This window comes from Methylobacterium sp. J-090, from assembly GCF_022829345.1.
Classification (GTDB): Bacteria; Pseudomonadota; Alphaproteobacteria; order Rhizobiales; family Beijerinckiaceae; genus Methylobacterium.
The window spans coordinates 1-25882 of record NZ_JAKSXV010000060.1 but is presented as its reverse complement, the minus strand read 5'-3'; the positions used below and the strand labels follow the sequence as shown (position 1 = coordinate 25882).

The following is a 25882-nucleotide window of genomic DNA, read 5'->3' as shown; positions in this document are numbered from 1 at the left end:
ATGGGCGTCGTCAGTTGGCTTTCGGCGCAGCGGGCACGGCTTCGGCCGGAGGAGCCTTCGGCTCGCGGGTCTCCAGCACCTCCTCGGCCTTGTCCTCGTCGGTGTCGCCGCCCCGCTCGATGGTCTTCGCCGGATTGGCGGCCAGCGTCTTGACGATCTCGACGAGCCGCTCGCACTCGGAGCCGAACTGGTAGGTCTCGAGCACGATGGCTGCGTCGCGCAGGGTGCGCAGGTCGCGCACGGTCTGTTTGTTGGCGGTCTCGCGCAACTGACTCTTGGCGGCGATGGCCTCCTCGAGCTTGGCCGCTTTCACGTCGCAGGCGGAAGCGGCGCCCGTGCAGGCGGCCAGGAGGGCGAGGGCGGCGAGGAGGTGGCGCATGGGGCGGGGTCCGGGGGCTGGCGCTCAAGCGTTGTGGGCGGGTGAGCGCAGGATGTCGTTGGCCAGGGCCACGAGAGCACTGAGGCGATAGGGCTTGGGTACGAAGACCGAGTCCGTCACGGCGTCGCCGTGGGCGATGTGGCCGCGTCCGCCAGAGGTGTAGACCACGGGCAGGTCAGGCCGAAACCGGCGCGCGCGGTGGGCTAGCGCGATGCCGTTCGTGTTGCGGGCCAGATCGATATCGGTGAAGAGCAGATCGACACGCTCGCGGGCCAGGATGCCCTCCGCTTCGTCCGCGTCGGATGCGGTGAGGACCCGATAGCCCTCCTCCAGCAACGCCTCGGCGGCAAGTTCGCAGACCATGGCCTCGTCCTCGACGACGAGCACGGTCTCGGCGATCCCACGGACGGAAAAGGTGGGCAGGGTGAAGGCGGGCAGGGCAAGGGCGGCGCAGGCGAATGGGATCATGACGCAACTCCTACTCACCCGGCGGGGGACGCGCGGTCCCGTGCCGGATCACCCAACCAACGGGCCGCGGCGGCGCGATGTTCGGGTGCGTTCACTCCAATTGCGCGGACTTGGTGAGCAAAGCTTTAACCCTGCTGGCCCGGTGGTGAATGCGGAAGGGCGCTGCCGGTGACACGGCCCTGGCATCTCGGCTTCGGCCTGATCCTCACGGCGCTCGCCGGGTACGTCGATGCCCTCGGCTTCATCCGGCTCGGTGGCCTCTACACCTCGTTCATGAGTGGCAATACGACCCAGTTCGCCGTGGCCCTCGGGCATGGCCAGCCCCATCTCGCCCTGCTGCCGGCCCTGCTCATCGTCGCCTTCCTCCTCGGTGGTATCTGCGGGGGCGCCCTCTCGGCCCTGACCCCTGCGCGCTGGAGCACGCCCGTCATCCTCGGCTTCGAGGCGGCCGTCGTCGCCGCGGCCTTCGAGGCTGCCGTCGCCGCACCGGATTCCGGGTTGGCGTCGCTCATGCTCGCCCTCGCCATGGGGGCGCAGAACGCGGTCCTGTCCCACGTCCAGGGCTTTCGCGCCGGGACCACCTTCGTCACCGGCGCCCTGTTCAGCTTCGGCCAGAAGCTCGCCCTGGCGCTCGCCCGCCGCGGCGCCCGCTACGCCTGGGTGGGGGACGGCGTGGTGTGGTTCGCCCTCCTCGTCGGCTCGCTCGCCGGAACGGTCGCCTACGGGCGTCTGGCGTTGTATGCCCTGGCCATTCCCGCCGGCATCGCCGGTATCCTGGCGCTCGTCGCCACGATCCTGACGGCGCGGCGCGCGTTCTCCGGCGCGGCCGCCCTGTGAGGCCCGTGGTGCCCGTGCCCATCGAAACCGTGTGACGAGAGATTCCCACCGGATGGCCGAGACCACCCCCTCCCTCCTCGATCACGTCACGCCCCTCGCGGCCGGAGCCCACGTCACCGCCGCCGTGTGGCTGAAGGACACCCTGGCCCTGGCACTCGGCGACGGTGCCGTGCTCCTCGCCGGCCGCGGTGAGGTCCGCCGGATCGAATCCCACCCGGAGGGCGCCATCCTGGTCGCCGCCGGCGATGGGCGCCGCATCGTCACCGGCGGCGATGACGGCCGCGTCGTGGCGACCTCTCCCGAGGGCGATGCCGTGGAAGTGGCGCGCGCCAAGGGTGGGGCCTGGATCGACGCCCTGGCCCTCCATCCCGATGGCGCCATCGCGTACGGCGCCGGCCGCAACGTCGTGGCCCGCGATGCCAAGGGCCGGGAGAAGGTGTTCGCCGCGCCCTCCACGGCGCGCGGCCTCGCCTTCGCGCCGAAGGGCTATCGCCTCGCCGTCTCGCACTACAACGGCGCCACCCTGTGGTACCCGAATCTCGAGACCGCCCCCGACTTCGTCGAGTGGAAGGGCTCGCATATCGACGTGACCTGGTCGCCGGACGGCCGCTTCGTCGTCACGACGATGCAGGAGAACGCCCTTCACGGCTGGCGCCTCCAGCCCGACCGGGGCCACATGCGGATGTCGGGCTATCCCGGCAAGGTGCGCTCCGTGGCGTGGTCGGGGGACGGCGACTGGCTGGCCACCGGCGGCGCCGAAGCCGCCATCATCTGGCCGTTCGATTCCAAGGAAGGCCCGACCGGCAAGCCGCCGCGCGAGTGCGGCGTGCGGCCGGCGCGGGTCTCGCGGGTGGCGTTCCACCCCAAGGCCCTGGTGCTCGCCATCGGCTACGAGGACGGCTGCATCCTGCTCGTGCGCTTCGCCGACGGCTCCGAACTGCTGGTGCGCCCGGCCGTGAAGGGCAGCGGCGTCACGGCTTTGGCCTGGGACGCGCGCGGCGCCCGCCTCGGCTTCGGCTGCGCCGACGGTGCCGCCGGCCTCCTCACCCTGCCGGGCTGACCCGTGGCCCTGTTCGGACTCGGACGCCGCCAGCCCCCCGCCGACGGGGCGATGCGGGGCGCCATCCTCGCCTGGACGCGCGCCGCCGCCGGCCTCGGCGCGGACGGCGTGGTCAAGGTCAACGAAATCGTCTGCGCCGATCCGGCCTGCCCTGGCATGGAGACGATCCTCCTGCTCATGCCGCCTGGGCGGCCGACCCGCGCGGTGAAGATCGCCAAGCCCATGGCGGAGGTCACCGAAGGCGACGTGATCCTGGCCCTCGTGCGGGACGAACGTCCCGTGCGGGACTGAGGGTCCCGTGCAGGATTGAAACCGCGTCGCTTTTCTGTCATACGCCGCCTCGCGTTGAACCGCCCGGCCGATCGGGCTGCCGTGGCGGTTCGTGCTGCTCCATCAGAAGCATCAACCGAGCGCATCACCTTCGATCCGTTCCGGATCGGGGTGCGTGCGCGTTCAGGAGAGCCAAATGCCCAAGCTGAAAACCAAGTCGGGCGCGAAGAAGCGCTTCAAGATCACCGGCACCGGCAAGGTCATGTACGCCCAGGCCGGCAAGCGCCACGGGATGATCAAGCGGACGACGAAGCAGATCCGCAACCTGCGCGGCACCACCACCCTGTTCGAGGGCGATGCCGCCAACGTGAAGAAATACTTCCTGCCCAACAGCCGGTAAGTCTTTCGTCACCCGCCGAACTGCCTTTTTCGTAATCCAGGAGAGAGCCCATGGCCCGCGTCAAGCGCGGCGTGAACAGTCACGCGAAGCACAAGAAAGTCCTCAAGGCCGCCCGTGGTTACTACGGTCGCCGCAAGAATACGATCCGGATCGCCAAGCAGGCGGTCGAGAAGGGCATGCAGTATGCCTACCGCGATCGTAAGAACAAGAAGCGCACGTTCCGCGCCCTCTGGATCCAGCGCCTCAACGCCGCTGTCCGTGAGCATGGACTGACCTATTCGCGCTTCATCAACGCCCTCGCCAAGTCCGGCATCGAGGTGGACCGCAAGGCCCTGTCCGAGCTCGCCATCCACGAGCCGGCGACCTTCGCCGCCGTGGTCGAGAAGGCCAAGGCCTCGCTGCAGGACGTCGCCAAGGCCGCCTGACCTCGAGGCCGCCCGAGCCTTTTCGTCCGGCCTCCGGGTCGGAACCCTACGGACAAGGCGCGGCCCCGCATGGGCGCCGCGCCTTTTCGTTTTCGCAGCACGCGCCGGGTTTTCGGGCGTTCGACGGCTTGCCAAGGCCGCTTCGACCCGCAAAACCCTCGCCTCGTGACCGCTCGACCGTCACGGGTCGCGCCGCAGCCGGTGAGTTGAACCGATGACCGATCTCGACACCCTCGAAGGCGACCTCATCGCCCAAGTCGCGGCCGCCTCCGACGAGGCCGCCCTCGACGCCGTGCGCGTGGCGGCGCTCGGCAAGAAGGGCTCGGTCTCCGAACTGCTCAAGACCCTCGGCGCCATGACACCGGACGAGCGCAAAGCCCGCGGTCCCCTCATCAACGGTCTTCGCGATCGCGTGCAGGGCGCTCTGGGCACCCGCCGCGAGGCCCTCGCCGAGGCGGCGCTCACCGCCCGCCTGTCTGCCGAGCGTATCGACGTGACCCTGCCCGTGCGCGAGGCACCTGAGACGCGCGGGCGCATCCATCCCATCAGCCAGGTCATGGACGAGATCGCGGCGATCTTCGCCGATATGGGCTTCTCCGTCGCCGAAGGCCCGGACATCGAGACCGACGACTACAACTTCACGGCCCTCAATTTCCCGCCCGGCCACCCGGCGCGGGAGATGCACGACACCTTCTTCCTGGCGCCCGACCGCAACGGCCAGCGCAAGGTGCTGCGCACCCACACCTCGCCGGTGCAGATCCGCACCATGCGTTCGCAGCAGCCGCCGATCCGGGTGATCTGCCCGGGCCGGACCTACCGCCACGATTCCGACCAGACCCACACGCCGATGTTCCATCAGGTCGAGGGTCTCGTCATCGACAAGGCGGCCAACATCGCCAATCTCAAATGGGTGCTGGAGGAGTTCTGCCGGACCTTCTTCGAAGTGGAGGCCGTGAAGATGCGCTTCCGCCCGTCGTTCTTCCCCTTCACCGAGCCCTCGGCCGAGGTCGATATCCAGTGCTCGCGCAAGGGCGGCGAGATCCGCTTCGGCGAAGGCACCGACTGGCTCGAGATCCTCGGCTGCGGCATGGTCCATCCGAACGTGCTTCGGAATTGCGGGCTCGACCCCGACAGCGTGCAGGGCTTTGCCTTCGGCATGGGCATCGACCGCATCGCCATGCTCAAATACGGCATGCCGGACCTGCGCCCGTTCTTCGAGGCCGACGTGCGCTGGCTCGACCATTACGGCTTCCGGCCGCTCGATATCCCGAGCTTGGTGGCCGGTTTGACGGGGTAGGAGGCAGGAATGACCGGGGACGAAATTCATCGGATCGCTAACGAGGTACTTCGCGAGACGCTCGGTCCCCATGGCTTCGCCCATGCTGAGGTTCGGCCTGCGCCGAATTTCGACGGCGAGCCCTCGCTCTACGTGACGGCGCATTTCAAGCCGCAGGCTGGTGTGACCAATGGAGAGGCTTCAACGAGAGCACTGTCGTCCTTGCGCCAGCGCCTCCTCGACAAGGGCGAGGAGCGGTTTCCTTATATCCGTTACGATTACCCCGATGACGAAGTGCTGGGCGACGACCCCTCGGATGAGATTTCGGACCAGCACTGATGCCGAGACTCGGAAATCCGCTCGTCTATGATTTGATCGAGACATCCCGCGCGCTTGCGAACATGCGCGGACGTGTGAATCTGCGTAAAGCAGCCATGCGCAGGGCCATCAGCGGGTCCTACTACGCTGTCTTTCACGCACTCTGCTTCGTTTGCGCGAGCGAACTGATTGGATGGAGCCAGGAGAACGCGGTGCTGGAGCCGATCTATCGGCTCCTCGATCATGGAACGGCGAAAAAGCGTCTCAACAGTCGGGACGCGAACCTGATCGGCTCTTGCGTAACCGATATCGGCAACAATTTCCTGAGTTTGCAGGAAGCCCGAAATGCTGCCGACTATTCGCCGCCGGCTTTGACGGTCCGCCACGACGAGACATTGCGCCTGATCGAACTCGCGGAACGGACGGTGACGTTGATCGAATCCCTTCCGACGCTTGACCGCAAGAAGCTTGCGGTTCTCCTGATCGCCAGAACCCGGCCGCTCTAGGGCCGAAGAGTCGTACCCATGAAATTCACCCTCTCCTGGCTCAAGGATCACCTCGACGCCGAGGCCTCCCTCGACACGATCGCCGAGACGCTGACGCGCATCGGCCTCGAGGTCGAGGGCATCGAGGACAAGGCCGCGAGCCTGAAGCCCTACGTCATCGCCCATGTGCTCACGGCCGAGCAGCATCCCAATGCCGATCGTCTGCGCGTCTGCTCGGTGGATGCCGGCGACGGGCAGCCCGTGCAGGTGGTCTGCGGTGCGCCGAATGCGCGGGCCGGCATGAAGACCGTGTTCGCCCCCCCCGGCACCTATGTGCCGGGCAAGGCCATCACCCTCTCGGTCGGCACCATTCGCGGCGTCGAGAGCCGGGGCATGCTGTGCTCGGGCGCCGAACTCGGCCTCGGCGAGGATCATGACGGCATCCTCGACCTGCCGGAAGACGCGCCGACGGGCCAGCCCTACGCCGTCTATGCCGGCCTCGACGATCCGATCATCGAGATCAACCTGACGCCGAACCGCGCCGACTGCACCTCGATCCACGGCATCGCCCGCGATCTCGCCGCCACCGGCCTCGGTGGCCTCAAACACAAGGCCCAGCCGCCCGTGCGCGGGGAGGGGGCCTGTCCGGTGCCCGTCACCCTCGACTTCGAGCCGGCGGATCGCGGCCTGTGCCCGTACTTCACCCTGCGCCGCGTCACCGGCGTCAGGAATGGCCCCTCGCCGGACTGGATGCAGGCGCGCCTGCGCGCCATCGGCCTGCGCCCGATCAACGCGCTCGTCGACATCACCAACTACCTCACCTTCGACCGGGGTCGGCCGCTCCACGTCTTCGATGCCGCCAAGGTCGCGGGCGGGTTGACCGTCCGCCGTGCCCGCGGGGGCGAGGACCTGAAGGCCCTCGACGGCAAGACCTACGTGCTGACCGACGACACCGTCGTCATCGCCGACGATAACGGCGTGGAATCCATCGGCGGCATCATCGGCGGCGAAGCCTCCGGGTGCGATGCCGGGACCGTGGATGTGCTCATCGAATCGGCCCTGTGGGACCCCGTGAACATCGCCCAGAGCGGGCGGCGCCTCGGGATCATCACCGATGCGCGCTACCGCTTCGAACGCGGCGTCGATCCGGCCTTCACCCTACCTGGCCTCGATCTCGCCACCCGCCTCGTCCTCGAGATCTGCGGTGGCACCCCGAGCCAGCCCGTCATCGTCGGCGAGCCGCCCGAAACCGAGCGGGTCATCGATTTCCCCTGGACCGAGACCCGCCGTCTCGCCGGCCTCGAACTGTCGCGGGCCGAGATGAAGGTCACCCTGGAGGCTTTGGGCTTCCATGTCGCCGGAAGCGGCGATCGGGTGAAGGTGCTCACCCCGTCCTGGCGCGCCGACGTCGAGGGCAAGGCCGATCTCGTCGAGGAGATCATCCGCATCGCAGGCCTCGATCGCATCGAGCCCAAACCCCTCGCGCGCATCGAGGCCCAGGTGGGCAAGCCCGTGCTGACGGTGATCCAGAAGCGCACGCGCCTCGCCAAGCGGGCGCTCGCCGCGCGCGGCCTCGTCGAGGCGGTGACGTGGTCGTTCATTCCCCACGACGACGCCGTGCTGTTCGGCGGCGGCCGGGCCGATCTGGTGCTGGCCAATCCCATCGCGGCCGACCTCTCCGACATGCGCCCGAGCCTCGTGCCCGGCCTCCTGCGCGCCGCCCAGCGCAATGCCGACCGGGGCTTTGCCGACGTCGCCCTGTTCGAGGTCGGCCAGTGCTTCGAGAACGATCAGCCCGAGGGCCAGACCATCCGCGCCACGGCGATCCGTCGGGCCACCGCCGGCCATCTCGGCGGCGGCCGTCACTGGGACGGCGCCGCGGACACCGTGGACGCGTTCGACGCCAAAGCCGACGCCCTGGCGCTCTTTGCCGCCTTCGGCATTCCCACGGGCGGGTTGCAGGTGGTGGCCGGCGGTCCGGACTGGCTGCATCCCGGTCGCTCCGGCACCCTCCAGTTCGGGCCGAAGAACCCGGTCGGGTATTTCGGCGAGATCCATCCGCGCGTGATGAAGGCGCTGGACCTCAAGGGGCAGATCGTGGCGTTCGAGATCACCCTCGATGGCGTGCCCTTGCCGAAGTATCGCCCGACCAAGGTCAAGCCGGCCCTGGCCCTCTCCGACTTCCAACCCGTCTCGCGCGACTTCGCCTTCGTGGTGCCCCGCGACGTGGCGGCGGGCGAGGTGGTGAAGGCGGCGCAAGGAGCGGAGCGCAAGCTCATCGCCGGCATCGACGTGTTCGACATCTATGAGGGCGTCGGCATTCCGGAAGGCTCGAAATCCGTGGCCATCGCCGTGCGCCTCCAGCCGGTGGACCGCACCCTGACGGACGCGGAAATCGAGGCGGTGACGGCCAAGATCGTCGCCGAGGTCGGACGCAAGACCGGCGCGACCCTGCGCGCCTGACCCCCGGACCCGGAGCCCCACCATGATCGACCGCGCCCTCGTCGATGCCCTCTCGGCGGCCGAGTACTTGCCGGCCGCCGAACTGCGCCAGGCCGTCAAAGCGCCGGAGACCATCGCCGACGAGGTCCTTCGCGTACTGGCCGGACCCGTGGACGGAACCGAGGTCTCCGAGGCCGACGCCAACCTGCTATTCTACGGCTTGCATGTTCTCGCCGCCGCCCGCGACACCCGCGTGTTCGCCCCCCTGGTCCGTCTGCTGCACCAGGATGGCGACACCCTCGACGCCCTGCTGGGCGACGCGGTGACGACGACGCTCGCCCGCATCCTCGTCAGCGTCTTCGACGGGGAGGTGGTCCCCCTCCACCGACTCATCCTCGACAGCACCCTCGACGATTTCGTCCGAAACGAAGCCCTCGCGGCCCTGACCTTCCTGACCCAGACGGGGCGCGTCGACCGGCAGGCGACCCACGACCTCCTCGTGCGCTTCGACGACAGACGGGTGGCCGTCGAGGGCGATATCGGCTGGGTCGGCTGGGAGGAGACCATTGCGCTGCTGGGGTTTCGCGATCTGGCCCCGCGCTCGGCGGCCGCGCGCAAGGACGGACGCCTGACCGACGAGTTCAGCGACGCGCCGTGGTTCCGCACCACCCTGCGGCAGGCCGAAGCCAAGCCCGACGACCTCGCCCGCTTCGATCCGCGCCGCTACGGCACCCTCGACGATCCCGTCGCGGATCTCGCCTGGACGGCCGAAGATGCCGGACAGCCGGTGCGAAACCCCCTGAAGGATGTCGGCCGCAACGATCCGTGCCCGTGCGGCAGCGGCAAGAAGTTCAAGAAGTGCTGCCTCGACAAGGCCGCGTGAGGATCACGCTGTCGTCCCGCTGAGCGGGTTCTCCGGGTCCCAGACGTAGCCCAGGGTCTCGAACCGCATCGAGCGCGCATCGACCATGAGCAGGCGTCCGACCAGGGGCTCGCCGAACTCGGCCACCGCGCGGATCACCTCCAGGGCCATGAGCGAGCCCATGATGCCGGCGAGCGCGCCCAGCACCCCGGCCTCGGCGCAGGCCGGCACGGAACCGGGCGGCGGGGGGCTCGGGAACAGGCAGCGATAGGTCGGGTTCGGCCGCCCGTCCGCCCCGGTTTCGTGGGCGCGGATCGTGGTGAGCGAGCCGTCGAACTGGCCCAGGGCCGCCGTCACCAGGGGGCGCCCGACGTGGAAGCACGCATCCGAGACGGCGTAGCGCGTGGCAAAATTGTCCGAGCCGTCGGCGACGAGGTCGTAATCCGCGATCAGGTCCGTGGCGTTCTCCGGCGTCAGCCGAAAGGGGTGCGCTACGAAACTGACATGCGGGTTGAGCCGGGCCACGGCGTCGGCCGCACTCTCGACCTTCGGCCGGCCGAGATCCGGCGTGCCGTGGATCACCTGCCGCTGAAGGTTCGACAGGGACACGGTGTCGTCGTCGACGACCCCGATGGTGCCGATGCCGGCGGCCGCGAGATACTGGATCAGCGGCGCGCCGAGGCCGCCGGCCCCGATCACCAGGATGCGCGCCGCCTTGAGGCGGGCTTGGCCCGGTCCGCCGACCTCGCGCAGGACGAGGTGGCGGGCGTAGCGTTCGACTTCATCGGATGACAGGGCCATGACCGGGAGATAACCCTCGCGAACCGCCACCGGAAGCCCCGCGATTTGCGTGCGCTGCGGCCCGCGCCTATGGCCGTGGCGATAGTCGCCGAGACCCTGCGAGATTCTGGCCGTGCCCGATTCCCTCGACCGTTCGCCGCTCAAGCTGGCCCAGGCCCTGATCCGTTGCCCCTCGGTGACGCCGGAGGAGGGCGGCGCCCTCTATTGGCTCGGCGGTGTCTTGGAAGGCGCCGGCTTCACGGTCCATCGGCCGCGCTTCTCGGACGTGGGCACGCCCGATATCGACAACCTCTATGCCCGCATCGGCACCGGCGCGCCCTACCTGCTGTTTGCCGGCCACACCGACGTCGTGCCGACGGGGGATGTCGCGGCCTGGCGCCACGGGCCGTTCGCCGGGACCGTCGCCGATGGAATCCTGTACGGGCGCGGCGCCGTCGACATGAAGGGCGGCATCGCCTGCATGCTCGCCGCCGCCCTCGACTACCTCGATGCGGTCGGACCGGACTTCCGCGGTTCCCTCGGCTTCCTCATCACCGGCGACGAGGAAGGGCCGGCCATCAACGGCACGGTGAAGCTCCTGGAATGGGCGCGGGCGCGCGGCGAGCGCTTCGACCATTGCCTGCTCGGCGAGCCGACGAATCCCGAGCGCCTCGGCGACATGATCAAGATCGGCCGGCGCGGGTCGCTCACCGGCAAGCTCACGGTCCATGGCCGCCAGGGCCATGTCGCCTACCCGCACCGGGCCGAGAACCCGATCCCCGGGATGCTGCGCCTCGCGGGTGCGCTGCTGGCCGCGCCGCTGGATGGCGGTACCCGGCATTTCGACGCGTCGAACCTCGAATTCACCACCCTCGATGTCGGCAACCCGGCCACCAACGTCATCCCGGCGGAGGCGCGGGCGACCTTCAACATCCGCTTCAACGAGGGCTGGACGGCCGAGACGCTCGGCGCCGAAATTCGCGCCCGCCTGGAACGCGCCGCCGGCAACGCCGTGCGCTACAGCCTCGACCTACAGCCCTCGAACGCGCCGGCCTTCCTCACCCGGCCCGACGCCTTCACCGACCTCGTCGTCGCAGCCATCGAGACCGAGACCGGCCGGGTGCCGAAGCTTTCAACCACGGGCGGCACCTCGGATGCGCGCTTCATCAAGGACGCCTGCCCGGTCATCGAGTTCGGCCTCGTCGGCGAGACCATGCACCAGACCGACGAGTGCGTGGCCGTGGCCGACCTGAACCGGCTGACCGCGATCTACACGCGGGTGATCGGGGCTTACTTCGATGCGGCACGGTCGGCGTGAGCCGCACCCGTCAGGCGGCTTTGGGCTTCAGGGTCCGGCACAGCCAGCCTCGACCCGAGCGGTAGCGGCACCGGTAGAGGAGCCGGCTCGACCGAAACCGCCGACTGCTCGCGCCAAGGCGGTCGCCCACGGCGATGTAGATCTGGCGCAGGCGCTGAACGTGCGGATCGTCGAGGCGCAACTCGATGCTGGCCCGTACCAGGGCGGCCGCAGCGGCACGGTTCGAGACGTCTTTCGGAACCAGTCCCTCGCCCAGGATCACTCGCCCGACTTCCAGGAGCAGGGCTTCGTTCGCCCCGTCGCTGGAGGCGGCCAGACGCTCCAGATCGAACAGGGTTCGCACACCGAGGGGCCAGAGCCGGATGACCCGATCCCGCCCGACGGAGCAGCAGAGCTGAGCCTGGGCGACCCAATCCATGATCTGATAGACTCCGTAAGGCGTCTCGACGAACAGCATCAGGGGGTTGGCAGCGGCAAGGTTCTGCGTCGAGTGGATGTGGTAGTCTTCAAGGCGGATGCGGATATCGCTGTCGATGCCATCGATGATTTCCACCGGCGTGATCTTAAACGCCTCGAACACCTCCTCTTTCTCGCGCTTGAAGTTTCGCAGCTTATCCCGCTGGATGATGCTGCGCAGGACGACCTCCGGCATCACGCCGGCAATGAAACTCGCGGCAACCACGAGGGCGATGACGGACGGCGCTGTGAGCGTGGCCTCACTGATCGCCAGGGCCCTGATCGTTTCGGTTCCGATCCAAAGCAGGCCGACCACGAGGATCGGGGCCAGCACGGCACTCAGGAGCATCCGGATCGTCTCGCCGACCAGGGTCCCGGGACTGAGGTCGAAGTTCTTGATCGCCCGGTAGAGATTGCGCAGGGCCGTGAGGTAGCTGCCGGCGAACGCTGCGCACAGGCCGAGCAACCATACGATCCCGAGATCTCCAGGCGTCGGGTAGGTCACGCCCGGCCAGCGGAACGGTGTCGAATCACCCCCTGCCGGGGCCAGAAGCGAAACAAGGAGCGATAGGGCGTAGAACATCGTCAAGCCCGACAGGACGCTGAACGGGATGCTGCCGATGAGCCATGAAACAGTCGCGAAATCTTCCTTCCGGCGTGGGAGGTCTGCGATCACCGCGGTCTGATGGGTCGGACCGACGACCGGCCCAAGCCGGCGCTTCGAACCGATGAAGTATTTGTACTTCACGAATTCGAAGGAGGGGATCAGCGATGGGCTCAACCGATCGGCGATCTCGAAGACCAGGGCCAAATCTTTGATGGTTTCCTGCCGCTGGCGTTTGATCGCTTCTCGGATCGCGATGAAAATGAGCGGTGACAGGGCTGCGAAAGTGGTGGCGAGAAAGATGACGATTCGAAAAGGTGTTTCCATGAGTTCGATCCCACGCTACCCGACAAAAAACCGCTCAGGTTGTGCGAAAGAGCCCATTATCCCGTAAAAATGCAATCTAAGATTTATTGTTGGTCGGGAATTGGTTGTGGGTTGCGTAATCCACTCCCACCAGCGTCAACCCACACGACGGCGCCAGTGGCCCGCAGCGACTGCGGTCGCGGCTCGCCAGGATTGCGGCGACGTCGTCGGCCGTGATCTTGCCGGAGCCCGCGAGCACGAGGGTGCCGACGAGGCCCCGGACCTGATGGTGCAGGAACGAGCGCGCGGAGGCCGCGACCACGATCTCCTCGAAATGGCCCATGGGCAGCACCGCGACGTCGAGCTGCTCCAGGGTCCGGATCGGGCTTTTGGCCTGGCACTCTGCGGCGCGGAAGGCGGTGAAGTCGTGGCAGCCGAGGAGCGGGCGGGCAGCCGCCTGCATCCCGGCGACATCGAGGGGCCAGGGCACCTGCCAGACCTGGCCGCGCGTCAGGGCCGCCGGGCTGCGCCGGTTGAGGATGCGGTAGCGGTAGTGCCGGCGAAACGCGGAATGCCGGGCGTTGAACTCGGGGGCGACGATCTCGACACTGAGAATCGAGACCGGGTGCGGCCGAAGATGCGCGTTGAGGGCGTCGCGCACCACGTCCGTCCGCCACGCTTTGGCCAGGTCGAGATGCGCGACCTGATGCGTCGCGTGAACCCCCGTATCCGTGCGGCCGGCGCAGGTGAGGCCGGCGGTCTCGCCGGAGAACCGTGTCACCGCCCCCTCGATGGCACCCTGCACGGAGGGCTGCGCGGACTGGCGCTGCCAGCCGCAGAACGGCGTGCCGTCGTACTCGATGACGAGCTTGTAGCGCGACATCAGGCGCCGAGGGACGCGCCGGGCGCCAGACGAGCGCCGCGAAGGAATTCCGGCCCCGTGGCGGCGCCGCCCTTGCCGGCGCGGCGCAGGGCCGTGAGGCGGACGGCACCCGTATCGCAGGCGAGGGTGCAGGCCTCGTCGAGGATCGTGCCGGGGGCGCCCGAGCCGTCCGTCGCAATGGCGCCCAGAACCTTCACGCGCTCGACGCCCTTGCCGAGATCGGCCTCGACGAAGGCACCTGGGAAGGGGCTGAGCCCGTTGATGTGGTTGGCGACCGCCGCCGCCGGGCGGCTCCAATCGATGCGCGCCTCGTCGTTGGTGATCTTGTGGGCGTAGACGACACCCTCCGTGGCCTGCGGCGTGAAGGTGAGGTCGCCGCGCGCCAGACTCGCGAGGGCTCGCGCCATCAGGTCGGCGCCGAGGGGCATCAGGGCATCGTGCAGGTCACCGGCGCTCATGCCGGCCGTGATCGGCAGGCGCGCCTCCAGGGCCACCGGGCCGGTGTCGAGGCCGGCTTCCATCCGCATCACGCCAACACCGCTTTCGGCATCACCCGCCATCACGGCGCGCTGGATCGGGGCCGCACCGCGCCAGCGCGGCAGCAGAGAGCCGTGCAGGTTGAGGCAGCCGTGGCGCGGCAGATCGAGGATCGCCTGCGGCAGCAGCATCCCGTAGGCCACCACCACGGCGACATCGGCCGCGTGCCCCCGGAAGGTCTCGGCTGCCTCCGGCGTCTTCAGGGTCGCGGGCGTCAGCACGGGCGCGCCGAGACCCTCGGCCATCACCTGGACGGGAGAGGCCTTCAGGGCCATGCCGCGCCCGGCTTTCGCCGGCGCGCGAGTGTAGACCGCGACAATGGCGTGGCCGTCGGCGTGGAGGCGCGACAAGGTCGGCACGGCGAAATCCGGCGTGCCCATGAACACGACGCGCATGGATTTTGTCCTTGATACCGGTTCAGGCGGCGTCGCGCTTGGCCGCCTTGGCGAATTTCTTCACCACCCGGTCGCGCTTCAGCTTCGACAGGTGATCGATGAACAACACGCCGTCGAGGTGGTCGATCTCGTGCTGGATGCAGGTGGCGAGCAGCCCGTCGGCCTCGATCTCCTGGGTCGCACCGTCGAGGCCGCGGAACCGCACGCGGACCCGGTCCGGGCGCTCGACCTCGCCGTAATACTCGGGGATCGACAGGCAGCCCTCGTCGTAGACGCGCTTCTCGTCCGAACTCCAGACGATCTCGGGATCGAGGAAGATCTGCGGCCGGCGGTCGTCCTCGTCCTTCGAGGTGTCGATGGTGACGACGCGCTTCGCCACGCCGATCTGGATTGCCGCCAGGCCGACGCCGGGGGCGTCGTACATGGTCTCCAGCATGTCGGCCACGAGGGTGCGGACCTCGTCCGTCACGGGGCCGACCGGCTCGGAGATCTTGCGCAGGATCGGGTCGGGCAGGATGACGAGCGGACGAATGGTCATGGGATTCGGGCTTGGGCTGTGAGGCGGGGCCGCGCCCCGATCCTCCGCAGATAAGGTTGCGCCGATGAGCGGTCAAATGACCGCTCCAGTCGACCGTCGTTCAGAACGGCGTGCGGCTTCGGATGGCGGCCGTGAGCGTGCCTTCGTCGAGGTAGTCGAGCTCGCCGCCCACCGGCACGCCGTGGGCGAGGCGGGTGATCTTCAGGTTATGGCTTTTCAGCGATTCGGTGACGTAATGCGCCGTGGTCTGACCATCGACGGTGGCGTTCAGCGCCAGGATGATCTCGCGCATGGCCGGGTCGGCGGCCCGGGCCACGAGGCTGTCGAGGTTGAGGTGCTCGGGACGCACGCCATCGAGGGCCGAGAGCACGCCGCCCAGCACGTGGTAGCGGGCGGTCACCGCGCCCGAGCGCTCCAGGGCCCACAGATCCGACACGTCTTCCACCACTACGAGGGTGGACGGATCGCGGCTCGCGTCGCGGCAGATGGTGCAGGGCTCGGCGGTATCGACGTTGCCGCAGGCGCTGCACACGACGATGCGCTCGGAGGCGATCCGCATGGCGTCGGCCAGGGGAGCGAGCAGGGTCTCGCGCTTCTTGATCAGTTGCAGGGCGGCGCGCCGGGCCGAGCGCGGGCCGAGGCCCGGCATGCGGGCGAGGAGCTGGATCAGGCGCTCGATCTCGGGACCGGCGACGGCTTGGGGCATGGACGGTCCGTCTGGGCTCGTGCGGCCGCTTGAGGCCGCCGCGGGGTTCGTGCCGGATAGCGGGTGAAGCGTTCCCGGCGAAAGCGGGGATCACCGTTACATAGGGTCGCCCACCTCCGGTTTCGCCCCCGCGCACGCGCCGAGGCCGGATGGCCAAACGTCAAATTTCTTTTTCCATTGTCGCAAACGTGATTTGTCGGCAAGATTTGAGCAACCGAGCACAAACGGTGACTCGTGGGGCGGCGAACCTGCGCGCGGCGGACCTGAACGACCGCGCGGACGCCCCAGACAACGAGTTCGGCCCGGCGGAGCGATCAGGTGCCCGAGGAGGAACGCGCATGACCAATATCGGACTTTTCAATTCGGGCCACGGCGCCGAGGCCATCGGCCTGCGTCACCTGAAAGCCGTGCACTGGAACCTCGAGGCACCCCGCCTCTACGAGGAGGCCTTGCGCCGGAACGAGGCCGAACTCGCACAGGGCGGTGCCCTCGTGGCGACCACCGGCAGCCATACGGGACGCTCGCCCAAGGACAAGTTCGTGGTGCGCGATGCGGCCACCGAGACCGAGGTCTGGTGGGAGAACAACGGCGCGATCACGGCCGAACAGTTCGAGACGCTGTTCCAGGATTTTCTCGCCCATGCCGAGGGCCGCGAGCTGTTCGCCCAGGACCTCCACGGCGGCGCCGATCCGTGCCACCGGGTGAAAGCCCGTGTGTTCACGGAGCTCGCCTGGCATTCGCTCTTCATCCGCAACCTGCTGATCCGGCCCGAGCGCGAGACCCTGTCCGATTTCGTGCCGGAGCTGACGATCATCGACCTGCCGAGCTTCGAGGCCCAGCCGCATCGCCACGGCTGCCGTTCGAAGACGGTCATCGCCATCGATTTTTCCCGCCGCATCGTCCTCATCGGCGGGTCGGCCTATGCGGGCGAGATGAAGAAGTCGGTCTTCACCTACCTCAACTACCGCCTGCCCAAGGTCGGCGTGATGCCGATGCACTGCTCGGCCAACGTGGCGCTGAACGAGGCCGGCCAGTCGGCCCTGTTCTTCGGCCTGTCGGGCACGGGCAAGACCACCCTCTCCAACGATTCTTCGCGCATGCTGCTCGGTGACGACGAGCATGGCTGGAGCCCGGACGGGATCTTCAACTTCGAGGGCGGCTGCTATGCCAAGACCATCCGCCTCTCGCGCAACGCCGAACCGGAGATCTACGCCACCACCGAGCGCTTCGGCACGGTGATGGAGAATGTGGTCGTCGACCCCGAGACCCGGGTGCCGGATTTCGACGACGCTTCGCGCACGGAGAACACCCGCTGCGCCTATCCCCTCGACTTCATCGCCAACGCGAGCACCACGGGGCGTGCCGCACACCCGAAGAACATCGTCATGCTCACCTGCGACGCGTTCGGGGTGATGCCGCCCATCGCCCGGCTCACGGGGGCGGAAGCGATGTATCACTTCCTGTCCGGCTACACCGCCAAGGTGGCCGGCACCGAGCGCGGCCTGACGGCGCCCGAGGCAACGTTCTCGACCTGCTTTGGAGCGCCCTTCATGCCGCGCCACCCGAGCGTCTACGGCAACCTCCTGCGCGACCTCATCGCGAAGCACGACGTCGATTGCTGGCTCGTCAACACCGGCTGGACCGGGGGCGGCGTCGGCACCGGCCGGCGCATGCCGATCCGTGTCACCCGCCGCCTGCTCGCGGCCGCCCTGGACGGCTCCCTGTCCCAGGTCGAGTTCCGGCGCGACCCGTATTTCGGTTTCCAGGTGCCGGTCTCGGTGCCGGGCGTCGAGCCGCACGTCCTCTCGCCGGTTCAGACCTGGGCCAACAAGGCGGCCTTCGCCGAGACGGCGACGCGCCTCGTCGCCATGTTCCAGGAGAACTTCAAGCGCTTCGCCGAGCATGTCGATGCCGACGTGCGGGCGGCCGAACCGTCCGCGCAGGCCATCGCGGCCTGATCCTTGGGGGGCGGCCTCCGGGCCGCCCCCTGCGAAATCCTAGAAGAGCTTCAGGCCGGGCGGCAGGGGCAGGCCCTTGGTGAGTTCGCCCATCCGCTCGGCGGCGACCTGCTCGGCCTTGCCGCGGGCGTCGTTCATGGCGGCGACGATGAGATCTTCCAAAATCTCGCGCTCGTCCGGGTTCATCATGGCGGGATCGAGCTGGACGCCCTTCACCTGACCCTTGGCCGTCATCGTCACCCGCACGGCGCCGCCGCCGGAGGCGCCCGAGACCTCCACGGTGTCGAGTTCGCCCTGCAGGGCGGCCATCTTCTCCTGCATGGCCTGGGCCTGCTTCATCATGCCCATGAGGTCGCGCATCGGTGGGATTCCTTGGCTGTGAGGGCTGTCTCGGCCTGATCTGGGGACGGCTCGGTGCCGGCGCTATGCCTCGCCGTCGGTCTCGTCGGTCTCGGCCTCGCCCGTGGGCGGCGCATCCGCCGTGATCTCGGGCGCACGGTCGCGCACATCGACGATCTGGGCTCCGGGGAAGCCGGCCATCACCGCGCGCACGAGGGGGTGGGCGGCGGCATTCTGGTGGCGGGTCTCCGTGGCGGCCCGGGCCGTGGCGTCGAGGGTCGGTTCGCCGCTCTCCTTCGACAGGGCGACGATCCAGCGCCGGCCCGTCCAGGCATCGAGGGCCTTGGCCAGATCGTTTGCGATGGTCTGGCGACCGCCCTCGGCGAGGCGGAACTCGATGCGGCCCTCCTCGAAGCGCACGAGGTGGACCTCGCGCTCCAGGGCCATCTTCAGGCCGATGTCGCGCTTGGTGTCGGCCAGCGCGACGACATCGGCGAAGCCCGTGAGGCGCGGCCCCTCGGGCTCCGGCGCCGCCAGCGGGGCGATGGACGGTGCCGGAGACGGCGCGACCATGGTGAGGGCCGGGCGGGTGCCACCGCCGCCCGCCGCCAGGGCGACGACCGGGCGCGGCGGCGCCTCGGACGAGAAGGTCGGGATCGGCGGCAGGGCCGGGCGCCCCTGCGCCGTCACGGATGCGGCATTGGATAGCGCGTCCGTCGGGGTACGGGCGGGCGCCGCCAGGGCCTCACCGCGCATCTGGCGCAGGGCCTCGTCCGGGGTCGGCAGGTCCGCGGCGTAGGCGAGGCGCACCAGGGCCATCTCGGCGGCGGCGAGGGGGCGTGTCGCCGTCTGCACCTCGGGAATCGCCTTCAGCAGGATCTGCCAAGCCCGCGACAGTACCCGGACGGACAACCGTTTCGCGAAATCGCCGCCGCGCGAGCGTTCGGCCTCGCTCAGGGTCGGGTCGGCGGCGGCCTCCTCCGGCACCAGCTTCAGGCGGGTGACGAGGTGGGTGAAGCTCGCGAGATCGGACAGGATCACGGCCGGGTCGGCCCCGGCCTCGTACTGGCCGCGCACCTCCGCAAAGCTCGCCGGGATGTCGCCGCGCATCACCGCTTCGAACAGGTCGACGATCCGGCCCCGGTCGGCGAGGCCGAGCATGTCGCGCACGCCTTGGGCGCTCACGTGTCCGGCGCCGTGCGCGATGGCTTGATCGAGGAGCGAGAGGGCGTCGCGCACGGAGCCTTCCGCCGCCCGCGTGATGGCGGACAACGCCTCCGCATCCGCCTCCACGGATTCGGCCGCGCAGATCCTAGTCAGGTGTGAGACCAGGGTGTCGGCCTCGACGCGGCGCAGGTCGAACCGCTGGCAGCGCGACAGGATCGTCACCGGGACCTTGCGGATCTCGGTCGTCGCGAACACGAACTTGGCGTGGGGGGGCGGCTCCTCGAGGGTCTTCAGGAAGGCGTTGAACGCCTTCTCGGAGAGCATGTGGACCTCGTCGACGATGTAGACCTTGTAGCGGGCCGAGACCGGCGAATAGCGGATGCCGTCGATGATCCCGCGCACGTCGTCGATGCCCGTATGCGAGGCGGCGTCCATTTCCAGCACGTCCATGTGCCGGGATTCCATGATCGCCTGGCAGTGGCGCCCGAGCTCCGGCATGGCGATGGTCGGGCCGGTATCGGGGTGCCCGTCGCGGACGTAGTTGAGGCCGCGCGCCAGGATACGGGCCGTGGTGGTCTTGCCGACGCCGCGCACGCCGGTCAGCATCCAGGCCTGCGGGATGCGGTTGGCCGAAAACGCGTTGGCCAGCGTCCGCACCATGGCGCCCTGGCCGATCAGGTCGTCGAAATTCTGCGGTCGATACTTGCGGGCGAGCACCCGATAAGGCGTCGCCGCCGCGGACGACTCGGGAAAACCCGGAAGGCCGGGTGCGTCGCTCGGTGTACCGGAGGTCGCGTCCATGCTGCCTTGCGTGGGTTGGCGCCGCCCTGGTCGGAGGGATGCCGCCACGCGGGCTACTTACGACAGATAAGGTGGGAGGCTGGACAAAGACCCGCTCGGTCTCGTTAGGGCTGCTTCCTTCCGGACCTGACCCGGTTGGCGAGTGAAACGTCCCTCGCCAACCTCCCGTGCGCTATATGGCCGGCGTCGGCGGCGGATGCAAGCGGCCGGACCGAAGCAACCGCGAGGGAGAGCGAGGGATGGTTTCGTCTCACACACGTCGGGTTCGTGCATGCGGGGTTCGCGCGGCCCTGGCTATCACGGCCTGTCTCCTCGCGATGCCGGCGGTCCTCGCCGCCCCGGAGCCCGCACGATCCTGGGCGGGCACCTACGTCTTCGAGCACAGCGCGGGCCGGACCGCGGGAGGCTCTCCCATCGTTGTCGCCTACCGCCTCGATCTCGTGCCGGGGCGGGGGACCCGCGACTGCCTGCTGCGGGTCGAGGGCTTCCAGACGAACGAGACCATCGTGTGCAAGCTTCGGGGTGACGCGAATTCGGTCTCGGTGGATTTTCACACCTACGGAGACGGGCGGATCGTCAACGCCTACGGCACGAAGCGCTACGATGTCGGGGCGCCGCTCTTCAGCATGGAGCGGAGCGGCGCCCTCGTCACCCGGTGGCAGGCGCTGACGCCGGACGGCGTCGGCGCGGGCACGGCGATGGCCGCCTTCCAGCGGCAGCGGTGATCCCGGTGCGGGCAACCGCTGCCGATCGTCCTACTCGGCCTTGCGCTTGACGATGGCGAAGGTCTTGGGATCGAGCTTCAGGTCGAACTGCTTGCCGTTGGCGTCGATGGCGTCGTCCACCTCGATCTCGTCGTCCTCGACCTCGACCTTCTTCCACTTCGTAAAGCCGGCTTCCTTGAGCACGGCATCGATCCGCGTCAGCTCGGCGGCGGTGGGCTCGCGGTCGGCGCGAGCGGCGCCGGTGAAGGCGAGGGCGAGGGCGAGGGCGGCGAGGCCGGTGGTCCTGAACGACATGGGAACTCCTTGAAAATCGTTGGGGTGCGGTGCGAACGACGCACCGTACGATTCTGTTCCCAGTTCCTGAGATGTGCCCCACGCGCGCCGGTTGTTTCCGTTTGAGCTGCCGCCTAGGCTTGCACCTGCCAAGCCATCATGTGGCGAGCCATCCCGAGGGCGAAGAACCATGGTCACCCGCGTCGCCACCGTCGCCTTCGAGGGAATCGAGGCGCGGGCCGTCGATGTGCAGGTGCAGATCGCGCCCGGCCTCGTGGCCTTCACGGTGGTGGGGCTCGCCGACAAGGCGGTGGGCGAATCGCGCGAGCGGGTGCGCTCGGCCCTCATCGCCTCGGGGCTGGCGCTGCCGGCCAAGCGCATCACCGTGAACCTCGCCCCGGCCGACCTGCCGAAGGAGGGCTCGCATTACGACCTGCCCATCGCGCTCGCCGTGATGGCGGCCATCGGCGCCCTGCCGGCCGATGCCCTCACGGGGTATTGCGTCCTGGGCGAACTCGCCCTCGACGGCACCATCACGGCGGTGTCCGGCGTGCTGCCCGCCGCCATGGCGGCCAACGCGCGCGGCCTCGGCCTCATCTGCCCGGCCGCCACCGGACCCGAGGCGGCGTGGGCGGCGGGCGACATGGATGTGCTGGCACCCCGCTCGCTCATCCAGCTCGCCAACCACTTCAAGGGCACCCAGGTGATGGCCCGGCCCGAGCCCGCTATCGCCGCACCGGGCGGTGCCTTGCCGGACCTGCGCGACATCAAGGGCCAGGAGGGCGCCAAGCGCGCACTGGAGATCGCCGCGGCCGGTGCCCACAACATCCTGAGGTCGTGTCCCATTTCATTGCCTGTTTAGGGCCTGGCCCGTAGGGTCCGGATCATGGCAGCCAAGGCTTACAGCTACATCCGGTTCTCGCGCCCGGAGCAGATGCGGGGCGACAGCCTCCGACGGCAAACGGAGGCGGCCCAGGAATGGGCTGCGGAGAAGGGGCTCGTCATTGACGAAAGCCTGACCGACCTCGGCATCAGCGCCTTCCGTGGCCTCAATCGGACGCGAGGCGCTCTCGGCAAGTTCCTCAAGCTCGTCGAGGAAGGCCAGATCCCGCGGGGATCGTTCCTGGTGATCGAGAGCCTCGACCGCTTCAGCCGCGAGAGCGCCCTCGACGTCCTGGAGGAGTTCAACAAGCTGCTGAAGGCCAGCATCAACGTCGTCACGCTGATCGACCGGCAGGTCTATTCCCGGGAACGGATCGAGGCCGAACCCTTCGCGCTGTTCGGGTCGCTCATGGTGATGATGCGAGCCCACGAGGAGTCGAAGACCAAGGCTGTCCGGCTCGCGAAGTCATGGGTGAAGAAGCGCGGCAACGCCTCCACCCAGGTGATCACCGCGCGGGTGCCAGGCTGGCTCCACGTCGTCGATCAAGACGGTACGCGCCGGATCGAGTTCAAGCCCGGTGAGGGCGACCTTCCCTCTGGACGCGACATCGTTCGCCGCATCTTTTCCGAGACCCTCCGAGGCTACGGCAAGCGTCGGATCGCAACGAGGCTGAACGAGGCCAAGATCCCGACCTTCGATGGCGGGAAGGAATGGCACGCTTCCTACATCCAGAAGGTGCTGCAGAACCGGGCCGTCCTCGGCGAGATGCAATCGTACCGACGGGACGAGCAGGGCCAACGCCATCCCGCCGGCTCACCGATCCGAGACTATTACCCAGCCGCCGTGAATGAGGCCGAGTTCATCCAGGCCAATGCCACGAAGGCGAGCCGAACGGGTGCCGCTGGCAAGCACGAGACAACCGGTGTTGCGAACCTATTCCGTGGCCTGGCCTTCTGCTCCTGCGGCGGGAAGATGAAGAGGATCAACAAGGGCGTGCCTCCTAAGGGGGCTGCCTACCTGACTTGCGCTGAGGCCGGCCGGGGTGCGTGCACGAACACTCGGAGGTGGCGGATCGACTGGGCCGAGAACCAGATGCTCGGGTCGACCGTAAGGCTCGACCTCGACAAGGTGCTGGCCAAGGCTACTGAGGAGCCGGCGGCAAGGAGGCTCACCGCCGCCGATCTTGAGGCCAAGGTCGAAGCACTGAAGACGAACCTGGCCAACATCCGCGGCGCGGTGGAAGCTGGCGTTAGCGGGTATCTGGAGCGGGCCATCGAGATCAGCGCGGAGATCGAGGCCACCAGGGCGGAGCTGACCGAAACGAAGCGCCAGGCCGTCATGGGCGCCCACGAGCCATCCGGCGAACGCCGCCGGGCGATGATCCAGGACCTGCGGGCCAGGCTGGCCGCCGCCAGCCTCGATGAACGTGCCGACCTTCGGACGCGATTGGCCCAGCAGATCCGGGGCACGGTCAAGAAGGTGGTGTTCGAGCCCGATAGGATCACCGCGACCTACAAGGGCTACCGCATGTTCGGGAAGGTGGCCGAAGCTGCCGAGGTCCCGGTCCTGCTCTTCTCCGACAACCCGGACGACCTGCTCGACATGGCCGAGATGGTACTCGAACCGGAGGTGCTGGAACGGCAGGACAAGCTGGTAGCGGAGTTTCTGCGGCGGGCGAGGGTCAGGCGAGAAGCCCAGCAAGAGGCTGTGCCCGACGAGGAAGAGATGATCGCGGCGGCCCGGATGTGAGCCAAAAACTGGGTCGATTTCAAAGGGACCGACCGTGCAAGACCAGGGGCCTGCGTACGGTTAATTTGTGGTTCGCCTTGGTGGAGTGACTGCCAATAGCAAACCGCCTGCGATGGTTAATTTCTCTTGAATTTCGGGGCCTTGGCGAAGGTGGATCGACGCCGAAAAGCAGCAGCCAAAAATGCCACCCCCCGTTTTCCTAAACCCGGGGTCGGAGGTTCGAGCCCTCCCGAAGACGCCACCTTTCCGCGCGCATTAGTGTGAACAATCACAGTTGCTTAGACAATGAGACGCAGGGTGAGCGGGGCGCTGACAGCGTCCGCGGCTGACCGTCTCGAAGGGACTCGTGAGGAACTTTGCGTGCGCTTCTGTGCGCCTACATTCGCTTCTCAACGAAATGGCTGGTGACCAAGCGGAAGGCCGCGATCCACCGGGAAACGCGATCAGCGGCCGACCCAATCGCGCTTCGTGAACTGTTGGTCCGTCCGGTAGTAGGTGATGTTTCTACGACCGTCGTCATGCACGAAGACCGCGTGGACCCCGCGCTCATCGGTTTTCTTAAACACGATGCCGGTCTCGATTTCCGGTGTGATGCCGAAGGGGAGCGAGAACACCTCGACCTCGGCGTCCGAAAAGGTTTCGCGCGTAGCGGCGTAGGGTTCGCCTTTTCCGGCGTCAAAGCCCTGACGGTAGGCGTAGCAACGCTGCAACGCCTCGTCGATCCGGTCTCGGAAGCGGCGGTCCTTCAGGCTGCCCACCGTGTCCAGGAGCACCTTGTGCTCCTTCTCGTCGTGCAGCGGCCGCCGGCGGGCGACATCGGGCTGCAATCGGTTCCTCATGAAGACCAGCATGCGCGACAATTCGAGGTAGCGTTCGACCAGGTCGTCGTCGTCCAAACTGCGGCGACCCTCGCCATACGACACGAAGTGTCGGGTGCCGATCAGGTCAAATTCCTCGAACATCGGGAGCTTGGCGACGAGCGCCGCCTCGTCAGCCCGCAGCCGGTCCGGGTTCGAGGCCGTCTCCTGCTCCCAGGTCCAAGCCTTCTCGTATGACCGAACCATCAGGTCGGGATCGACCTCGACGATGAGGTTACCGATCTCGCGTCGGAGAACCTCCAGATACCGTATCTCGGCTTCGCGCAGATTGTTGGTGATCGCCCAAGCGGTTCCGCTTGGCTGCTGCGCCTTCCGCCCGAACAATCCCACGATTCGCTCCCTACTTGCGCCGAGAACTTAGCAGGGAGAGTGAGGATTTCTCAGGTACGGGCTGTGTCAAAGTCGACGAGGAAACTCAGGGCCGTGGTATGATTTAATCGTTCATCTCATTACGAATCCAAACGGCGGTCCCATGTTCAATTGGTTCGACGTGGCGATGGCCAATCGGATTGACATCCTGACACGGAAGCATTGTGAAAAATACAGATCTTCAGGAGAGCTTGATCAGTTAAGGCAGCTTTTTAGCGATGTCTATCTTAAATCTATCCACGGCGAAATGATTTCAAAAATTGTAGCCGGAGGCATGTCAAACCGAGTTTTACAGATAAATTTGGCTTGGATTGATAAATTTCACTCGCTGAAACAAAAGGTAAGAAAAAGAAGACAGAGCTTGGCGATGCCGTTGTTTTCTCCATCGAGGAACGCAGAATTGTCGGACGCCCTGATCCTGTCACGCGGGATGCAAGAGCCGTACTGCTACAAGCCAAAATCACGGATAAAGTGAATCAAATTAGTCAGCCCAGGGTGCCGATTTCTCCAATGTCGAACAGCACCAAGGACGAGTATGATTTAATTTCTGTTTGGCCTGAATTCAGCCTTTTCAAAACTTCAGGAAATAAAAGCCCGCTCGCAGCCGGAATAATATTAAACCCTGCTCGTTCGATGCCCCAGCCGTTTGGGTGGTATATGGTGGCGCCAAAAACTAGCCAAATCCCTTCGAACGTCACGACCACATGGCCCTCTTGGTGGATGTTGGGACCTCCAATCCAAGGCGACGGCTGCACTATGAGCTTTGGGACCTTTCTAAGGTCGTTTCTAAACAGCCTACCGGTCACTACTTCAGGCGGCCCCTTGGCACTCGGTAAGGCTTTTAATTACCCACCTTGGCCTGCCCCCGTTCGGTGGCCCATGTTCGAAGTTAGTGCATCGTCGGTCGCGTGACGATGGCAGGGCGAGCGGACGGCACTGATCCGCTCGGTTCGGTTGGCCAGATGAGGACCTCTGGCGCAGGCGGCTGGTAGCCG

General features: G+C 67.5%; 28 protein-coding genes, 1 other RNA gene and 1 pseudogene. 16 read left to right on the top strand and 14 right to left on the bottom strand.

Features of this window, described 5'->3' with window-relative positions:
* Positions 1 to 10 precede the first annotated feature (10 nt).
* Together MKK49_RS08270 and MKK49_RS08265 are read right to left on the bottom strand one after the other, a co-directional pair.
* Positions 11 to 379 (bottom strand): photosystem reaction center subunit H, encoded by a 369-nt coding sequence (locus MKK49_RS08270; RefSeq protein ID WP_244027651.1) that lies wholly within the window; start codon positions 377 to 379, stop codon positions 11 to 13.
* Positions 380 to 403: 24 nt separating this feature from the next.
* A complete protein-coding gene (locus MKK49_RS08265) occupies positions 404 to 847 on the bottom strand; it encodes a response regulator (RefSeq protein ID WP_244027650.1) in 444 nt (147 codons plus the stop codon).
* Between the two features lie 168 nt (positions 848 to 1015).
* Here MKK49_RS08265 and MKK49_RS08260 point away from each other — a divergent pair, with 168 nt between their 5' ends.
* From MKK49_RS08260 to MKK49_RS08215, 10 genes are all read left to right on the top strand, one after another.
* A complete protein-coding gene (locus MKK49_RS08260; protein WP_244027649.1) occupies positions 1016 to 1684 on the top strand; it encodes a YoaK family protein in 669 nt (222 codons plus the stop codon).
* Positions 1685 to 1736: 52 nt separating this feature from the next.
* Positions 1737 to 2744 (top strand): WD40 repeat domain-containing protein, encoded by a 1008-nt coding sequence (locus tag MKK49_RS08255; RefSeq protein WP_244027648.1) that lies wholly within the window; start codon positions 1737 to 1739, stop codon positions 2742 to 2744.
* Positions 2745 to 2747: 3 nt separating this feature from the next.
* Complete coding sequence (locus MKK49_RS08250; protein ID WP_244027647.1) at positions 2748 to 3035, top strand: hypothetical protein; 288 nt, start codon at positions 2748 to 2750, stop codon at positions 3033 to 3035.
* 175 nt (positions 3036 to 3210) lie between these two features.
* On the top strand, positions 3211 to 3414 hold the full coding sequence (gene rpmI / locus MKK49_RS08245; protein ID WP_018044555.1) for a 50S ribosomal protein L35: 204 nt from the start codon (positions 3211 to 3213) through the stop codon (positions 3412 to 3414).
* A 50-nt stretch (positions 3415 to 3464) separates the two neighbouring features.
* Positions 3465 to 3839 (top strand): 50S ribosomal protein L20, encoded by a 375-nt coding sequence (gene rplT / locus MKK49_RS08240; RefSeq protein ID WP_244027646.1) that lies wholly within the window; start codon positions 3465 to 3467, stop codon positions 3837 to 3839.
* Between the two features lie 214 nt (positions 3840 to 4053).
* Positions 4054 to 5136 (top strand): phenylalanine--tRNA ligase subunit alpha, encoded by a 1083-nt coding sequence (gene pheS, locus MKK49_RS08235; protein ID WP_244027644.1) that lies wholly within the window; start codon positions 4054 to 4056, stop codon positions 5134 to 5136.
* Between the two features lie 9 nt (positions 5137 to 5145).
* Complete coding sequence (locus MKK49_RS08230) at positions 5146 to 5454, top strand: hypothetical protein (RefSeq protein ID WP_244027643.1); 309 nt, start codon at positions 5146 to 5148, stop codon at positions 5452 to 5454.
* Positions 5454 to 5939, top strand: a complete 486-nt coding sequence (locus MKK49_RS08225) for a hypothetical protein (protein WP_244027642.1) — start codon at positions 5454 to 5456, stop codon at positions 5937 to 5939. Before MKK49_RS08230 ends, MKK49_RS08225 begins: the two co-directional genes overlap by 1 nt.
* An 18-nt stretch (positions 5940 to 5957) precedes the next feature.
* Positions 5958 to 8381: a phenylalanine--tRNA ligase subunit beta gene (gene pheT / locus MKK49_RS08220; protein ID WP_244027641.1), complete on the top strand. Its 2424-nt coding sequence runs from the start codon at positions 5958 to 5960 to the stop codon at positions 8379 to 8381.
* Between the two features lie 25 nt (positions 8382 to 8406).
* The gene (locus MKK49_RS08215; RefSeq protein WP_409565040.1) at positions 8407 to 9243 is read left to right on the top strand and encodes a DUF1186 domain-containing protein; all 837 of its coding nucleotides are present in this window, start codon (positions 8407 to 8409) and stop codon (positions 9241 to 9243) included.
* Positions 9244 to 9246: 3 nt separating this feature from the next.
* Here the strand turns inward: MKK49_RS08215 and MKK49_RS08210 are convergent, their stop codons facing one another.
* Positions 9247 to 10023, bottom strand: a complete 777-nt coding sequence (locus tag MKK49_RS08210) for a HesA/MoeB/ThiF family protein (protein WP_244027639.1) — start codon at positions 10021 to 10023, stop codon at positions 9247 to 9249.
* A 112-nt stretch (positions 10024 to 10135) separates the two neighbouring features.
* Here MKK49_RS08210 and dapE point away from each other — a divergent pair, with 112 nt between their 5' ends.
* The gene (gene dapE, locus MKK49_RS08205) at positions 10136 to 11320 is read left to right on the top strand and encodes a succinyl-diaminopimelate desuccinylase (RefSeq protein WP_244027638.1); all 1185 of its coding nucleotides are present in this window, start codon (positions 10136 to 10138) and stop codon (positions 11318 to 11320) included.
* A gap of 10 nt (positions 11321 to 11330) precedes the next feature.
* Here dapE and MKK49_RS08200 read toward each other — a convergent pair whose 3' ends face one another.
* The 5 genes from MKK49_RS08200 to recR all read right to left on the bottom strand — a co-directional run bounded on the left by MKK49_RS08200 (position 11331) and on the right by recR (position 15745).
* Positions 11331 to 12587, bottom strand: coding sequence for a hypothetical protein (locus MKK49_RS08200; protein WP_244027637.1), 1257 nt, complete (start codon positions 12585 to 12587; stop codon positions 11331 to 11333).
* Positions 12588 to 12783: 196 nt separating this feature from the next.
* The gene (gene truA / locus MKK49_RS08195) at positions 12784 to 13569 is read right to left on the bottom strand and encodes a tRNA pseudouridine(38-40) synthase TruA (protein WP_244027636.1); all 786 of its coding nucleotides are present in this window, start codon (positions 13567 to 13569) and stop codon (positions 12784 to 12786) included.
* A complete protein-coding gene (gene fmt, locus MKK49_RS08190; protein WP_244027635.1) occupies positions 13569 to 14501 on the bottom strand; it encodes a methionyl-tRNA formyltransferase in 933 nt (310 codons plus the stop codon). Before fmt ends, truA begins: the two co-directional genes overlap by 1 nt.
* 22 nt (positions 14502 to 14523) lie before the next feature.
* Entirely contained in the window at positions 14524 to 15039 is a 516-nt protein-coding gene (gene def / locus MKK49_RS08185) for a peptide deformylase (protein ID WP_244027634.1), read from the bottom strand.
* Positions 15040 to 15139: 100 nt separating this feature from the next.
* A complete protein-coding gene (gene recR, locus MKK49_RS08180; RefSeq protein ID WP_244027633.1) occupies positions 15140 to 15745 on the bottom strand; it encodes a recombination mediator RecR in 606 nt (201 codons plus the stop codon).
* 338 nt (positions 15746 to 16083) lie between these two features.
* Here recR and MKK49_RS08175 point away from each other — a divergent pair, with 338 nt between their 5' ends.
* The gene (locus MKK49_RS08175) at positions 16084 to 17703 is read left to right on the top strand and encodes a phosphoenolpyruvate carboxykinase (RefSeq protein ID WP_244027631.1); all 1620 of its coding nucleotides are present in this window, start codon (positions 16084 to 16086) and stop codon (positions 17701 to 17703) included.
* A gap of 39 nt (positions 17704 to 17742) precedes the next feature.
* Here MKK49_RS08175 and MKK49_RS08170 read toward each other — a convergent pair whose 3' ends face one another.
* From MKK49_RS08170 to ffs, 3 genes are all read right to left on the bottom strand, one after another.
* Complete coding sequence (locus MKK49_RS08170; protein WP_056087003.1) at positions 17743 to 18063, bottom strand: YbaB/EbfC family nucleoid-associated protein; 321 nt, start codon at positions 18061 to 18063, stop codon at positions 17743 to 17745.
* 63 nt (positions 18064 to 18126) lie between these two features.
* Positions 18127 to 20010: a DNA polymerase III subunit gamma/tau gene (locus MKK49_RS08165; RefSeq protein ID WP_244027629.1), complete on the bottom strand. Its 1884-nt coding sequence runs from the start codon at positions 20008 to 20010 to the stop codon at positions 18127 to 18129.
* Positions 20011 to 20080: 70 nt separating this feature from the next.
* Positions 20081 to 20177, bottom strand: an RNA gene (gene ffs, locus MKK49_RS08160) — signal recognition particle sRNA small type.
* A 150-nt stretch (positions 20178 to 20327) separates the two neighbouring features.
* Here ffs and MKK49_RS08155 point away from each other — a divergent pair.
* Entirely contained in the window at positions 20328 to 20735 is a 408-nt protein-coding gene (locus tag MKK49_RS08155) for a DUF5991 domain-containing protein (protein ID WP_244027627.1), read from the top strand.
* Positions 20736 to 20765: 30 nt separating this feature from the next.
* Here MKK49_RS08155 and MKK49_RS08150 read toward each other — a convergent pair whose 3' ends face one another.
* Positions 20766 to 21029 carry a PepSY domain-containing protein gene (locus tag MKK49_RS08150; protein WP_244027625.1) on the bottom strand — a complete coding sequence of 88 codons (264 nt, stop codon included), beginning with the start codon at positions 21027 to 21029 and terminating at the stop codon, positions 20766 to 20768.
* A gap of 169 nt (positions 21030 to 21198) precedes the next feature.
* Between MKK49_RS08150 and MKK49_RS08145 the strand changes: the two are divergent.
* Together MKK49_RS08145 and MKK49_RS08140 are read left to right on the top strand one after the other, a co-directional pair.
* Positions 21199 to 21852, top strand: a pseudogene (locus tag MKK49_RS08145) (magnesium chelatase domain-containing protein); the annotation flags it as partial.
* Positions 21853 to 21894: 42 nt separating this feature from the next.
* Positions 21895 to 23640 carry a recombinase family protein gene (locus MKK49_RS08140; protein ID WP_244027623.1) on the top strand — a complete coding sequence of 582 codons (1746 nt, stop codon included), beginning with the start codon at positions 21895 to 21897 and terminating at the stop codon, positions 23638 to 23640.
* 443 nt (positions 23641 to 24083) lie between these two features.
* Here MKK49_RS08140 and MKK49_RS08135 read toward each other — a convergent pair whose 3' ends face one another.
* Positions 24084 to 24848, bottom strand: a complete 765-nt coding sequence (locus MKK49_RS08135; RefSeq protein ID WP_244027621.1) for a hypothetical protein — start codon at positions 24846 to 24848, stop codon at positions 24084 to 24086.
* A 142-nt stretch (positions 24849 to 24990) separates the two neighbouring features.
* Here MKK49_RS08135 and MKK49_RS08130 point away from each other — a divergent pair, with 142 nt between their 5' ends.
* Complete coding sequence (locus tag MKK49_RS08130) at positions 24991 to 25362, top strand: hypothetical protein (protein ID WP_244027619.1); 372 nt, start codon at positions 24991 to 24993, stop codon at positions 25360 to 25362.
* Between the two features lie 10 nt (positions 25363 to 25372).
* Here MKK49_RS08130 and MKK49_RS08125 read toward each other — a convergent pair whose 3' ends face one another.
* Positions 25373 to 25591: a hypothetical protein gene (locus MKK49_RS08125; RefSeq protein WP_244027617.1), complete on the bottom strand. Its 219-nt coding sequence runs from the start codon at positions 25589 to 25591 to the stop codon at positions 25373 to 25375.
* Positions 25592 to 25882: the final 291 nt, after the last annotated feature.

Bases quoted from the DNA above. Each gene is read 5' to 3' on its own strand.
- MKK49_RS08270 (WP_244027651.1), bottom strand. From the start codon at position 379: ATGCGCCACCTCCTCGCCGCCCTCGCCCTCCTGGCCGCCTGCACGGGC.
- rplT (WP_244027646.1), top strand. From the start codon at position 3,465: ATGGCCCGCGTCAAGCGCGGCGTGAACAGTCACGCGAAGCACAAGAAA.
- MKK49_RS08175 (WP_244027631.1), top strand. From the start codon at position 16,084: ATGACCAATATCGGACTTTTCAATTCGGGCCACGGCGCCGAGGCCATC.
- MKK49_RS08165 (WP_244027629.1), bottom strand. From the start codon at position 20,010: ATGGACGCGACCTCCGGTACACCGAGCGACGCACCCGGCCTTCCGGGT.
- MKK49_RS08155 (WP_244027627.1), top strand. From the start codon at position 20,328: ATGCCGGCGGTCCTCGCCGCCCCGGAGCCCGCACGATCCTGGGCGGGC.
- pheT (WP_244027641.1), top strand. From the start codon at position 5,958: ATGAAATTCACCCTCTCCTGGCTCAAGGATCACCTCGACGCCGAGGCC.
- fmt (WP_244027635.1), bottom strand. From the start codon at position 14,501: ATGCGCGTCGTGTTCATGGGCACGCCGGATTTCGCCGTGCCGACCTTG.
- pheS (WP_244027644.1), top strand. From the start codon at position 4,054: ATGACCGATCTCGACACCCTCGAAGGCGACCTCATCGCCCAAGTCGCG.
- recR (WP_244027633.1), bottom strand. From the start codon at position 15,745: ATGCCCCAAGCCGTCGCCGGTCCCGAGATCGAGCGCCTGATCCAGCTC.
- MKK49_RS08140 (WP_244027623.1), top strand. From the start codon at position 21,895: ATGGCAGCCAAGGCTTACAGCTACATCCGGTTCTCGCGCCCGGAGCAG.
- MKK49_RS08170 (WP_056087003.1), bottom strand. From the start codon at position 18,063: ATGCGCGACCTCATGGGCATGATGAAGCAGGCCCAGGCCATGCAGGAG.
- truA (WP_244027636.1), bottom strand. From the start codon at position 13,569: ATGTCGCGCTACAAGCTCGTCATCGAGTACGACGGCACGCCGTTCTGC.
- MKK49_RS08130 (WP_244027619.1), top strand. From the start codon at position 24,991: ATGTTCAATTGGTTCGACGTGGCGATGGCCAATCGGATTGACATCCTG.
- rpmI (WP_018044555.1), top strand. From the start codon at position 3,211: ATGCCCAAGCTGAAAACCAAGTCGGGCGCGAAGAAGCGCTTCAAGATC.
- MKK49_RS08265 (WP_244027650.1), bottom strand. From the start codon at position 847: ATGATCCCATTCGCCTGCGCCGCCCTTGCCCTGCCCGCCTTCACCCTG.
- def (WP_244027634.1), bottom strand. From the start codon at position 15,039: ATGACCATTCGTCCGCTCGTCATCCTGCCCGACCCGATCCTGCGCAAG.
- MKK49_RS08210 (WP_244027639.1), bottom strand. From the start codon at position 10,023: ATGGCCCTGTCATCCGATGAAGTCGAACGCTACGCCCGCCACCTCGTC.
- MKK49_RS08255 (WP_244027648.1), top strand. From the start codon at position 1,737: ATGGCCGAGACCACCCCCTCCCTCCTCGATCACGTCACGCCCCTCGCG.
- MKK49_RS08225 (WP_244027642.1), top strand. From the start codon at position 5,454: ATGCCGAGACTCGGAAATCCGCTCGTCTATGATTTGATCGAGACATCC.
- MKK49_RS08150 (WP_244027625.1), bottom strand. From the start codon at position 21,029: ATGTCGTTCAGGACCACCGGCCTCGCCGCCCTCGCCCTCGCCCTCGCC.
- MKK49_RS08230 (WP_244027643.1), top strand. From the start codon at position 5,146: ATGACCGGGGACGAAATTCATCGGATCGCTAACGAGGTACTTCGCGAG.